At 29.8% G+C, this 12,418-nt stretch carries 16 protein-coding genes; 12 read left to right on the top strand and 4 right to left on the bottom strand.

All coding sequences use genetic code 11. From position 1 onward, the window contains the following. A partial coding sequence (hisI, locus tag AC8IGH_RS04215) for a phosphoribosyl-AMP cyclohydrolase (RefSeq protein WP_507419470.1) occupies positions 1–442 on the bottom strand: 442 nt, incomplete at its 3' end. A gap of 71 nt (positions 443–513) precedes the next feature. Here hisI and folE point away from each other — a divergent pair. From folE to serB, 11 genes are all read left to right on the top strand, one after another. After that, positions 514–1,119 carry a GTP cyclohydrolase I FolE gene (folE, locus tag AC8IGH_RS04210; RefSeq protein WP_507419469.1) on the top strand — a complete coding sequence of 202 codons (606 nt, stop codon included), beginning with the start codon at positions 514–516 and terminating at the stop codon, positions 1,117–1,119. After that, positions 1,120–1,287 (top strand): zinc-finger domain-containing protein, encoded by a 168-nt coding sequence (locus AC8IGH_RS04205; protein WP_507419468.1) that lies wholly within the window; start codon positions 1,120–1,122, stop codon positions 1,285–1,287. Next, the gene (locus AC8IGH_RS04200; RefSeq protein ID WP_507419467.1) at positions 1,280–2,278 is read left to right on the top strand and encodes an MDR family oxidoreductase; all 999 of its coding nucleotides are present in this window, start codon (positions 1,280–1,282) and stop codon (positions 2,276–2,278) included. The genes AC8IGH_RS04205 and AC8IGH_RS04200 overlap by 8 nt, the downstream gene beginning before the upstream one ends. A gap of 2 nt (positions 2,279–2,280) precedes the next feature. Next, complete coding sequence (locus AC8IGH_RS04195; RefSeq protein WP_507419466.1) at positions 2,281–3,171, top strand: LysR family transcriptional regulator; 891 nt, start codon at positions 2,281–2,283, stop codon at positions 3,169–3,171. 24 nt (positions 3,172–3,195) lie between these two features. After that, positions 3,196–3,816, top strand: coding sequence for a LysE family translocator (locus AC8IGH_RS04190; RefSeq protein ID WP_507419465.1), 621 nt, complete (start codon positions 3,196–3,198; stop codon positions 3,814–3,816). A gap of 3 nt (positions 3,817–3,819) precedes the next feature. Then, positions 3,820–4,926, top strand: coding sequence for an RIP metalloprotease RseP (gene rseP / locus AC8IGH_RS04185; protein ID WP_507419464.1), 1,107 nt, complete (start codon positions 3,820–3,822; stop codon positions 4,924–4,926). Positions 4,927–5,073: 147 nt separating this feature from the next. Further along, on the top strand, positions 5,074–5,349 hold the full coding sequence (locus AC8IGH_RS04180; protein WP_099340135.1) for an HU family DNA-binding protein: 276 nt from the start codon (positions 5,074–5,076) through the stop codon (positions 5,347–5,349). A gap of 160 nt (positions 5,350–5,509) precedes the next feature. After that, positions 5,510–6,181 (top strand): CADD family putative folate metabolism protein, encoded by a 672-nt coding sequence (locus AC8IGH_RS04175; RefSeq protein ID WP_507419463.1) that lies wholly within the window; start codon positions 5,510–5,512, stop codon positions 6,179–6,181. Positions 6,182–6,251: 70 nt separating this feature from the next. After that, positions 6,252–7,412: a phosphoserine transaminase gene (locus AC8IGH_RS04170; RefSeq protein ID WP_507419462.1), complete on the top strand. Its 1,161-nt coding sequence runs from the start codon at positions 6,252–6,254 to the stop codon at positions 7,410–7,412. Further along, the gene (gene serA / locus AC8IGH_RS04165) at positions 7,405–8,997 is read left to right on the top strand and encodes a phosphoglycerate dehydrogenase (protein ID WP_507419461.1); all 1,593 of its coding nucleotides are present in this window, start codon (positions 7,405–7,407) and stop codon (positions 8,995–8,997) included. The genes AC8IGH_RS04170 and serA overlap by 8 nt, the downstream gene beginning before the upstream one ends. Beyond that, positions 8,990–9,874: a phosphoserine phosphatase SerB gene (serB, locus tag AC8IGH_RS04160; RefSeq protein ID WP_507419460.1), complete on the top strand. Its 885-nt coding sequence runs from the start codon at positions 8,990–8,992 to the stop codon at positions 9,872–9,874. The genes serA and serB overlap by 8 nt, the downstream gene beginning before the upstream one ends. Here the strand turns inward: serB and AC8IGH_RS04155 are convergent. Both AC8IGH_RS04155 and AC8IGH_RS04150 read right to left on the bottom strand, forming a co-directional pair. Next, entirely contained in the window at positions 9,867–10,331 is a 465-nt protein-coding gene (locus AC8IGH_RS04155; protein WP_507419459.1) for a peroxiredoxin, read from the bottom strand. The genes serB and AC8IGH_RS04155 overlap by 8 nt on opposite strands. Then, the gene (locus AC8IGH_RS04150) at positions 10,324–11,340 is read right to left on the bottom strand and encodes a glycosyltransferase family 2 protein (RefSeq protein WP_507419458.1); all 1,017 of its coding nucleotides are present in this window, start codon (positions 11,338–11,340) and stop codon (positions 10,324–10,326) included. Before AC8IGH_RS04150 ends, AC8IGH_RS04155 begins: the two co-directional genes overlap by 8 nt. A 40-nt stretch (positions 11,341–11,380) precedes the next feature. On the opposite strand from AC8IGH_RS04150, the gene AC8IGH_RS04145 reads away from it, so the two are divergent. Next, positions 11,381–11,776 (top strand): rhodanese-like domain-containing protein, encoded by a 396-nt coding sequence (locus tag AC8IGH_RS04145; protein ID WP_507419457.1) that lies wholly within the window; start codon positions 11,381–11,383, stop codon positions 11,774–11,776. Here AC8IGH_RS04145 and AC8IGH_RS04140 read toward each other — a convergent pair whose 3' ends face one another. Next, entirely contained in the window at positions 11,777–12,361 is a 585-nt protein-coding gene (locus tag AC8IGH_RS04140) for a 2-hydroxychromene-2-carboxylate isomerase (protein WP_507419456.1), read from the bottom strand. It abuts the gene before it with no gap. Between the last annotated feature and the right edge of the window lie 57 nt (positions 12,362–12,418).

The following is a 12,418-nucleotide window of genomic DNA, read 5'->3' as shown; positions in this document are numbered from 1 at the left end:
TAGGTTGTCCTTTATAGACTATATTTGGATTAAATTTTTTTCTTTTTTCTTTAAATTTTAATTTAATATTCTTTTTATTTTTTGTGGGCACTGATCTATAAAAACAAGATCTATAACCTACATGACAGCTTGCGCCTTGGCCAATATCAACTGAGATCCATACTGCATCTTGATCATCATCAATTCTGATATCTTTTATTTTTTGAATAAAACCACTTGTAGCGCCTTTGTGCCATAAAGCTTTTCGAGATCTACTCCAATAGAAAGCTTCGCCAGTTTCAATTGTTTTTTGTAATGCAAGTTTGTTCATAAACCCATGCATAAGAACTTCCTTTGTTTTGTAGTCTGTAGTGATGACTGGAATTAGTCCATCTCTATTGAATTTAGGGCTTAAATACTTGCCTTCTTCTACTTGCCTAATTGAGGTTCTTTTTTTAAACATTTATGAGAAAATTAATTTTTTCTAAGCGTTTAGTATATATTATAACTTAATAAAAAATATAATCACTTTTAATGAACGTTACTGAATTACTAAAAAAAAAATTAGAAAAAACGGTTACCAGACAACAGGCTGAAGAAGCTATAAAAACGTTACTTGCTTGGGCTGGAGATAATCCAAAAAGAGAGGGTTTAATTGAAACTCCTAAAAGAGTGGTAAAAGCCTTTGAAGAATATTTTTCGGGATATTTAATTGATCCTTATAAGGAGCTTGAAAGAACCTTCGGAGATGTTGATGGTTATGATGACATGGTTATCCAAAAAAATATTTCAATTTATAGTCATTGTGAACATCACATGGCGCCTATTATTGGTGTAGCTCACGTTGCATATCTCCCTTATGAAAAAGTTGTTGGTCTAAGTAAACTTGCTAGAGTAGTCGAGGCCTATTCAAGAAGACTGCAAACTCAAGAACGATTAACCATGGAAATTGCAAACACTATATTTAAGGGTTTAAAAGCTCATGGAGTAGCAGTTAGCATTGATGCCGTACATCATTGTATGACATCACGAGGAATTAAAAAACATGAAGCAACTACTGTTACAAATTATTTTGCTGGTACATTCAAAGAAAGTCATAATCTTCAAAATCGTTTCCTACAGTATATCGGTCAGAAATAAATGTTAGATCAAGTAATTGTTGAGACAGAAGTAGAATCCGTATGCTGTAATGGTGGAGATGACGCAATAGGTCATCCAACTGTTTATTATAATTTCGGAGAAAAATCTGAAGTTGTATGTGGTTATTGTGGAAAAAAATTCTTAAAAAAAAAAGATAGTCATGAGTAATTTTAAAGCAATTGTTTTAAATAAAACTGGTGATCAATTCACAAGAGAACTTAAAAGTGTTGATAAAAGTTTTTTAAAACATGGGGATGTGTTGGTTAAAGTAGATTATTCAGATTTTAATTATAAAGATGGAATGATTTTAAAAAATGGTGGAAGTTTAGTTAAAGATTATCCACATATTCCAGGAATAGACTTTGCAGGTACTGTAGAAGAAAGCAAGAGTGAAAAATTTAAGTCAGGAGATAAAGTTATCCTAACTGGCTGGAGAGTAGGTGAGATTTATTATGGTGGTTACTCTCAATATGCAAAAGTAGATGCTAATTTTTTAGTGAAAGCTCCAAAAGATATTTCAACTAAACATGCAATGGCTATCGGCACAGCTGGTTTTACAGCTTTATTATGTTCTTTTGCTGTACAAGCAAGAGAGACAATTTTATTAGGCGAAAAAGTAAACGATGTACTTGTAACAGGCGCAACTGGCGGGGTTGGTAGTGTAGCAGTTATGATCTTGGCCAAAATGGGTTACAAAGTTCATGCGCTTACTGGAAAAAAAGACAAGGAAGATTTTCTAAAGAAGTTAGGTGCAACTGTTGTTTTAGATAGGTCAGAATTAGAGGGTGAAACAAGACCGTTAGATAAAGGGCTTTTTGATTGTGTAGTGGATACAGTAGGAGGAAAAGTTTTAGCTAAGGCTTTAACGCATACAAAACCTACTGGAATTGTTGCTGCATGCGGACTTACTAATAGTTTTAAGTTAGAAACAACGGTTATGCCATTCATCATTCGTGGAGTTAAACTTTGGGGTATTAATTCAGTTGATACACCAATGAAAAGAAGAGAGTTCGTTTGGTCGCAAGCTGCAAACTTAATTGATATGAAAAAATTAGATGAAATTACTCAAATTTGGAGTTTGTCAAAACTGATTGATTCATTTGATAAAATATTAAAGGGTGAAGTAGCAGGCAGAGTAGTTATCGATGTGAATCAATAATTATGGATTGGGATAAACTTAAAATATTTCATGTTGTAGCTCAAGCAGGAAGTTTTACAGAAGCATCAGGCACGTTAAATTTAAGTCAGTCTGCAATTAGTCGTCAAATTCAATCTTTAGAACAAACTTTAAAAACATCACTCTTTGAAAGACATGCACGGGGCCTTTCTCTTACAGAAGATGGAGAAACTCTTTTTAAAACTGCAAATGAAGTCATTATACATTTAAAAGATGTTGAAACTTCTTTAATGGAAAAAAAAGATAAACCTTCAGGAAAACTGATTGTTACAACAGTTGTAGGCTTTGGTAGTATTTGGTTATCCCCTAGAATTAAAGAATTTATGGATAAATACCCTGAAATGGAAGTTGAAGTTGTTGTTACAGATAAAGAATTAGATTTAAGTACACGCGAAGCAGATGTTGCTATATGGATGAGACAACCAACCCAATTAAGTTATATTCAAAAAAAATTAATTGATATCAATTATCATATTTATGGATCTTCAAAATATTTAGAAGAAAATGGTTATCCAACTACATTAAAAGATTTAGATAAACATAAGTTTATTGTTTATGGTAAAGGCACTCCTTCACCATTATCACAAACAGATTGGATTCTAAAAGTAGGCAAAAAAGATTCAGGTAAAAGAAAATCAGTAATGAGAGTGAATAATATTTATTCACTATTACTCGCCGTTGAAAGTGGCGTAGGTCTTGCAGCATTACCTGATTATATGGTTCAAGAAAAAAGTACTTTAGTTAAAGTTTTGCCAAATGTTGATGGACCCAAATACGAAGCTCATTTTGTTTATCCACAATCTTTAAAAAATGTCGCACGTGTTAAAAGTTTCAGAGATTTTATTTTTGACAAAGTAAATGAGTGGCGTTTTTAGTTTGAGCAATTAATTATTAAATTAATGTTAACATTTTTTATTGGAGTTTTATCCGGCTTTTGTCTTGCTTTGCCCGTCGGCGCTATTGCATTAATGTGCATTAATAAAACTTTGCAATTTGGAATTAAATCAGGATTGGCAATAGGTCTTGGAGCTGCTTTAGCTGATGCTTTTTATGCTACAATTGCAATTTATAGTCTAACTACAATCTCAAATATTTTTTTGCAAAACCAAGATATAATGAGAATTATTGGTGGTTTATGCCTAATTTTTATATCCATTAGAATGATATTCAGCGGACCGGTTGTTATTGAAACTGGTAAAGTTAATTATGACAAATGGACAAAAGATATTATTTCAGGGTTTGTAATTACAATAAGTAATCCATTAACATACATTGGATTTATAGCTCTTTTGTCTTATATGCATCTAGTTTTTAGAAATTTTGATTCTGGTTTAATCTTAAATTTTGCGTTGGGGGCATTCACTGGTTCAATGTTATGGTGGTTAATATTAAGTGAATTTGCAAGATTTTTAAAAAACAGAGTGGATTCAACTTTTATTAAACGTTCTAATATTATTTCTGGATTTATTATTTTAGGTTTTGGTTTGCTTGTAATTTTATCTACGGTAGGGGATATCTAATTTATGGGTTTTATTAATATATTAGTTCCATTTATTATTTTAATTTCAGTTGTTGTATTTGTCCATGAGTACGGACATTATTATTATGCAAAAAAATATGGTGTTAAAGTTACGGATTTTTCAATTGGTTTTGGAAAAGAATTATTCGGTTGGACTGATAAAGATGGAACACGTTGGAAAGTTTGTCTCATACCTTTAGGCGGATATGTAAAATTTTTTGGCGATACTAATGCCGCAAGCCAACCAGAAAGTGTTTCAAAATTTTCATCAACTGAGCAATCTTATTTACTTGCTACTAAAAAATTATATCAACGAGCAATTATTGTGTCTGCAGGACCTATTGCTAATTTTATTTTAGCACTTGTCATTTTTTCATTTATATTTATGTTTTTTGGAAAAGATTTTTCTGTACCAGTTATTCAAGATGTTAAAATTGATAGTCCAGCTTTTAAAGCAGGTTTAAAGAAAGGAGATCAAATACTTAGTATTAATAATAAAAATATTACAAGTATTACAGAAGTTTCTCAGTCCATTGCATTAGCAGAAACTAATTTAATTAAAATAACTGTATTAAGAGAAAAGAAAGAATTTAACTTTCAAGTTCAAGCAAATGTTGAAGCTGCTAAAGATCAATTAGGAAATAATATAAATCGAAAAATGATAGGAATTCAAATTGTTCCACTCAACAATGAACTCAATAGACAAAAATTAGGACCCGCTAAGGCAATTTATTATTCTTTAAAAGAAATTTGGTTTACAATTTCAACGACTATGAATTATGTAGGTAAAATGATTATTGGCACTGAGAAAGCCGATCAATTGGGAGGGCCAATAAAGATTGCACAGATCTCCGGACAAGTTGCTGAACTTGGAATTCTTCCATTTTTATCTATTATGGCTTACATCTCTATTAGCCTAGGATTAATAAATTTGTTTCCGATTCCATTGTTGGATGGTGGGCACTTGTTATTTTATTTTTACGAGTTTGTTAGGGGAAAGCCTTTGAGTGAAAAGATGCAAACTTATTTTTTTAAATTTGGTTTATTTATTCTTTTCGCTTTAATGTTTTTTTCGACCTATAATGACCTTAAAGGTCTTGGACTTTTCTAAAAAGCTATATAAATCAAGGTTTTATTAAAAAACCTATATAAATCATATCAACATCTAGTGTTCAAAAAATAAGCAAATACTACATTTATGTTGATTTCCAAGGTTTTTTAAACATTATTTGATTATTAACGAATCAAAAAGGTTAAAATGAACAAAAAACAATTAGTGGCTAAAATAGCTACTGCATGCAACATGGGTAAAAGTGATGCTGAAAAAACCTTTGATAAAATACAGGATATTATTCTTGATTCATTAAAGAATGATGAAACTGTAAAAATCGCAGGTTTTGGTACCTATAAAGTTGCAAAAAGAAAAGCTAGAACTGGAAGAAATCCTAGAACTGGCGAAAGTATACAAATCGCAGCTTCTCAAAAAGTTAAGTTTTTGCCAGCAAAAGCTTTAAAAGAGATGTTTAATAAGTAATTTCATTTTTAATAACTCAGCCTTTAAAGGCTGAGTTATTAATTTTTAAGTCATAAAATAATTCTATAAATACTCAAATTTAATAATTTTTTTCAACCTTAACTTGTTTGTATATAAATTTTATTAATTTATAACTCAGTTAAACAATTTGGAGAAAATTATGTTTTCTAAAGAACTAAATAAAAAATTAGATGAATTTCATCTTTTAAAACATCCATTCTATCAAGCATGGAACGAAGGTAAATTAAGTAGAGATATTATTAAAGATTACGCTGAACAATATTATCATCACGTGAAAGCATTTCCTCGTTACATTAGCGCAACTCATTCATTATGTGAGGATATTGCTAATAGAAAAATTTTACTTGAGAACTTAAATGATGAGGAAGACAAGCATAATGATCATCCTAAACTATGGAAACAATTTGCTGTTGCTTTAGGAGCTGATAAAAATGAAATCGAAAAAGTAAAATTAGAAAAATATACTTCTGAAATGATTGATAACTTTTTTAAACAAGGAAGATCAACATATGCAGAAGGACTTGCTTCTTTATATACCTACGAACGACAAATACCTGAAATCGCTGATGTTAAGATTGAGGGTCTTAAAAAGTTTTATGGTGTAAATTCAGAATCTGGACTTGCATTTTTTGAAACTCATAAAAAAGCTGACGTATATCACAGACAAGAATGTGAAGTTTTATTAGATAATCTTTCTAAAGAAGATCAAGAAAAAGCTGAAGCAGCTGCTTTAAAAACTGCGAAATATCTTTGGAACTTTCTATCGGGTGTAGCTCAAAAACATAATTTAACTGTTCAAGCAGCAGCCTAATAATTTTTTTAAATATCCTGTGGCAAAGTAAACCACAGGATATTTATTTGAATAGTTTAAAATATTAGCCATGACAATTGAAAGACCAACGACAAAACCTGAAAGAGCATTTTTTTCATCAGGTCCTTGCGCAAAAAGACCAGGCTGGTCTATTACAAATCTTCCAACTTTTACTTTAGGAAGATCACATCGATCTAAGGTTGCTAAAGATAAATTAAAAGAATTAATTAATTTATCAAAATCATCACTAAAACTTCCAAATGATTACAAAGTAGGAATTGTTGCGGGCTCAGACACAGGTGCAATCGAAATGGCAATGTGGAGTTTACTTGGAGTAAAGGGAGTTGATATTTTAGGTTGGGAAAATTTTGGCAGCGATTGGATCAAAGATGCTGTTAGTCAATTAAAAATAAAAAATTTGAATGTTCACAAAGCAGATTACGGAAAACTTCCTGATTTAACAAAAGTCGATTTTGATAATGATGTTATATTTACATGGAATGGAACTAGTTCTGGAGTATGTCTTCCAGATGCTAACTGGATAAAAGATGATCGAAAAGGGCTTACAATATGCGATGCTACATCATCAGTTTTTGCAATGACAATGGATTGGAAAAAATTAGATGTAATTACATGGTCATGGCAGAAGGTTTTGGGAGGAGAAGCTGCTCATGGAATGATTGCATTATCGCCTAAAGCTATAGAGAGACTAAAAACGTATCAACCAAGTTGGCCAATACCAAAAATATTTAGATTAGCTGAAGATAAAAAAGTATTGGAAGGTGTTTTTGAGGGAGAAACAATTAATACTCCATCTATGCTTTGTGTTGAAGATTGTATTGATGCATTGTTATGGATTGAGTCTATTGGGGGGTCAGAAGGGGCTATTAAAAGATCAAAGAAAAATTTAGAAGAAGTTAAATTTTTTGTTAAAGAAAATAAAGACTGGATTGATTTTTTAGCTGAAAAAGAAAACACAATTTCTTCTACTAGTATTTGTCTAAAGATTACTGATCCTAAATTTAAAAAATTAAGCAAAGAAGATCAAACTGCTAAATTAAAGACTATTAATCAAATATTAGAAAAAGAAAATATTGCTTATGACGTAAATTCTTATAGAACTGCTCCAGCAGGTTTTAGAATCTGGGGTGGTGCTACAGTTGAGGCTACGGATATAGAAAAATTACTTCCCTGGATTAAATGGGCTTATTTGACTAATTTAAATGTATAAAGTTTTAATAGCAGACAAACTTAGTAACGAAGCGTTAGCTATTTTTAAAGAAAATGGCATTGATGCTATTACAAAAACTGATCTTGATGCAAAATCATTAATAAAAGAATTGCAAGATTGCGATGGTTTGGTTGTTAGGTCCGCAACAAAAGCAACTAAAGAGGTAATAGAGTCTTGTAAAAAACTTAAAGTTATTGGTAGAGCCGGAATTGGAGTTGATAATGTAGATCTTGATGCAGCTACTAGTAATGGAAAAGTTGTGATGAATACTCCATTTGGTAATTCTATAACTACTGCAGAACATGCAATTACATTAATACTTTCAACTGCAAGACAAATTCCTTATGCCGACAAGACTACTCATGAAGGAAAATGGGAAAAATCTACTATCAAAGGTGTGGAAGTCACTGGAAAAACTTTAGGAATTATTGGTTGTGGAAATATTGGAACAATTGTTGCTCAACGAGCATTAGGTCTTCAATTCAAAGTAATTGTTTTTGATCCTTTTTTACAAGATAAAAGAGCATTAGAACTAGGAGTTGAAAAAGTCTCTTTAGATGATTTATTTAAAAGATCTGATTTTATTACTCTGCACACGCCTCTCAATGAAAAAACAAAAAACATTGTTAGTAAAGAAGCGTTTAAAAAAATGAAAAAAGGAGTTCGGATCGTTAATTGTGCACGAGGTGGTCTTATTGATGAAGTAGCTTTAAAAGAAAATCTAGAAAGCGGACATGTTTCTAGTGCTGCACTAGATGTTTTTGTTCAAGAACCTCCAAAAGGAAGTCCTTTATTAGGAACAAAAAACTTAATTTTGACGCCACATTTGGGAGCCTCAACAACTGAAGCTCAAGAAAAAGTAGCTGTGCAGATTGCTGAGCAAATATCTGACTATTTAAAAACAGGCGCAATTACTAATGCGGTAAATACATTTTCTTTAACCGCAAAAGAGTATCAGTCTGTGAAACCATTTTTAAAATTATCTAGTTTATTAGGTGGTTTTGCTGGTCAACTAACTGAGAACGCAATTAAATCTGTTCAGATAGAATTTGAAGGGGCAGCAGCAAATGTAAATAGCGCTCCACTAACTCAGACAATCATTTATAGTTTATTAAAACCAACTACAGATAGTATTAATGTAATTAATTCTGTTTTGGTTGCGAAGAGTAAATCAATCTCAATTTCAGAAGTAAAACATCAAAAAGAAAATGACTATCAATCATTAATTAAACTTACTGTTACAACAGATAAACAAACTCGTTCTGTATCTGGAACTATTTTTGGTGGTAAAGCCAGAATAGTTGAAGTTAAAGGAATAAAAATTGAAGCAGATTTATCAGAGCACAATTTATATGTAACAAACCAGGATAAACCAGGTTTTATAAAAGATTTATCAAAGATTTTAGCAGATAATAAAATTAATATAGCAACCTTTCATTTAGGTAGATTGAATGTTGGTGGAGAAGCGATTGCTATTATCTCCACAGATAATAAAATTGAAAATTCAGTTATTGAGAGCATTAAGAAAATTCCTCTTGTGATACAGGCTAAATATATTCAATTCAAAGATAAAGAGAATGAATAGTTCTTCTGAACTAGTTTGTACTTTTGTAACTAAAAATAAATTAGATTATAAAAAACTTATAAATTTTTTCTCAAAGATTCAAAATACCAAAGATTATAAAATACTTTCTAATAGAGCACTCGATCTATATTGTGAAGATATTAGTAAAAAGAAACAAGTTAAACTTAGAAAATTTTGCTTTAAAAATAAAATTGATGTTTGTATTCAAAAATCAAAATGGAGAAAAAAGAAAATATTTCTAGCCGATATGGATGCTACAATGATTAAGGACGAAACATTAGATAATTTAGTAAAGATTGCAGGAATAAAAACAGATATTGATAAATTGAGTAAACTTGCAATGGACGGAAAGATTAGTCTTCGTGATACATTAAAATTTAGAGTTAGTTATTTAAAAGGCAAAAGTACCAAACTCATAAAACAAGTTATAAAAAAAATTAGATTTAATGATGGATCAAAGATCTTGATTAAGACTCTAAATAAAAATGGTTATCATACAAGTTTAGTAACAGGTGGATTTCAACCAATTTCAACTTATGTTGGTAAAGTGTTAGGATTTAAAAAAGTAATTAGTAATAAATTTGTTATAAGAAATAATAAATTTACTGGTGCATATATTCCAATTACAGGAAAACAGAATTCAAAATTGGCTTATCTAAATGATATTTGTAAGAAAAAAAAATTAAATAAATTTAAGAATGCACTTTCAGTTGGTGATGGAGCAAATGACCTTGGAATGTTACAAAATTCTGGACTAGGAATTGGCTACCATTCTCATCAAATAATTAAAAAAGCAGTAAAAAATCATATCCAATTTACTGACTTAAGAACTATTTTATTTTATTTAGGATTTACCGAAAAACAATTTTCTAAATAATCTCTTTTAGAAAACTTAATACTTCATTTGCATGGTTTTTAACTTTAACGTTATTCCAAATTTTTATTATTTTGCTTTTAGGATTAATTAAAACTGTTGTTCTTTTAATCCCCATAAATTTTTTACCGTACATACTCTTTTCACCCCATGCCCCATATTTTTTAAGGACTACAACCTTTTCATCTGAAAGTAATTGAAACGGAATCTTAAGTTTATCAATAAATTTTTTATGACTTTCGATGTTATCTTTTGATATTCCGATAATTTCACAGTTTAATTTTTTAAAATCTTTATATAATTTTGAAAAATCTTTAGCTTCATTGGTGCAGCCAGGGGTGTTATCGCGAGGATAAAAATAAATAACTAAATATTGCTTTAAATTTTTATTGATTTCAAAATCTTTATTATTAGTTGATGGTAATTTGAAATTAGGAGCTTTAGAATTATCCTTAATCATTAATCTCATTTTCATCCCATAATTTTTTCCAATTTATGACAGGTGATAGGCCATAAATAGAATTTATATTTGTGCAATGCATTGCAAGGGATGGGATAGGAGATAGACAATATTGTTTTGAATATATTTCGTGCAATGGTTTTTCAAATGGTAAATTTTCTTTTTTTGTCATTGAAACAAAAGTTTCCCAATATTTTATTAACAATCTTTTGCTAGTTAAAAAGGTACAAAGCGTTTCCTCAATAACTCTCCAATGTCTATTATTTCCTAAGATAATTTGAGTGGGTTCGAATTTATTATAAAGATATGGAAAATCGGTTGGGCAGAGTATTAACTCATCTTTAATTAAACTTGCAAATTTTTCATAAGTAAAAAGCATTTCTGTTAGAGAATCTTTTGCGTGTATATAATCATCTTCTAAAAAATATAATAAATCGTATTTTCCGTCTCTTCCAATTTCAAATGACTTGTAAATGTTAGCCATATTAGATTTTTGATTAGCTGAAGCTTGCGGGTCAATGAAATCTTTGAATTCATTAATATTTAATTTTATATATTCAAAATTAATATTTTTTTCTTTAATCATTTTTTCAATTTTTTGAATATCAGTATCATCAGAACCAGAGTCGATTGCTGTAATTTTAATATCAAGATATTTAAAGTTATTTTTTGCAATTAGCGTGGAGTTTAAAATAGAATTTAATGACCTAAATGTGTATTGATTCTTTTCTTCTTCAAATAGTCTTTGTTTACTTTGAGTTAGCATTTTTACTTTAGTGCAAAATCTAAAGATAATATTTAGTGAATTAATCTGTCTTGTTACTTTTATCTCTCCCATTGGCAAAGTTATAGATTTTTTTCCTGCGTTACTGAGATTTTCATCTAATTTTTTTTTTTGAGTTGGAACTGTAAAGTTTGACTGGTCGATAATTTCAAAATTAAGAAGTCTGCAAATTTTTATAAAAATTTTCTTTAAAAAATTTTTTTTATTACTTTTTTGTATTTTCATATAAGATAATATTACTTTAATTAATTATATATTAAGTTCTATGAAAATTATTTCAGCAAAAGATCTTGTTGATAAAGTTCTTAAAGATATAGAAACTTTAACTCCAGAAGAAGCAAAGTCTAGAATTGAAAAAGAAAACGCAATTTTAATAGATATTCGTGATGTTAGAGAATTGTGGAGAGATGGCACAATTGAAAACTCTAAACATATCCCAAGAGGAATGCTTGAGTTTTGGATGGATCCTGAAAGTCCTTATTCTAAAAAAGAGATTCCCTTAGATAAAAATTTAATTTTATTTTGTGCTCAAGGAATGCGATCAGCACTTGCAACGAGATCACTAAAAGAGATGGGTTTTCCAAAAGTATCGCACGTAAGAGGAGGATTTGGGGCTCTCAAAGAAAAAGGTTTTAAAGTAGTAGAAGTTAAAAAGAAGTAATTATTTTTTTGCTTCGCTAAACACAAACTCTAATCGATCTTGACCCCAGAATAATTTTCCATTTACGATAAAGCTTGGAACTCCAAAAATTCCCTTCACAAAACAATCATTAGTTCTTTTGATAAGATCATTTTTAATGACAGGATCATCATATTTTAGAGAAAATAAATCAGCATTTACATCTTGGTTTTTTATAAATTTAAAAAAAACCTCTTCATCATTCATATTCATTGAATCTACCCAAATTGCATTAAAGGCTTTATCCACGAAAGATCTAAAAAAATTATCTTTTTCGGCAACTAGCGCTGCTCTCATTAGATCAACCGTTTTAATTGGAAAGTATCTATTAAATTGATATTTAACTTTATATTTATCTGCCCAAAGTTTGCAGTCTTTAATTAAATATTTTGCCTTTAGAGGAATGAATGCAGGAGCAGTGATACCTGCTAATTTATGAAGACCGCCTACAAGGACTGGCATGTAATTAACTTTTTCACCTGTCTCTTTTTCAAATTTTTTAATTTGTGTGTGTGCTAAATATGAATAAGGACTCCCAAAATCAAAGTAGAAATCTATTTTCTTCATAGTTATTTATAACTCTGAAATAAATTATTAGCTACTAAGACTTAATCAAATAATTTT

It is taken from the genome of Candidatus Allofontibacter sp. (genome assembly GCF_038145245.1).
GTDB lineage: Bacteria > Pseudomonadota > Alphaproteobacteria > Pelagibacterales > Pelagibacteraceae > Fontibacterium.
This window is presented reverse-complemented; position numbering and strand designations above follow the sequence as displayed.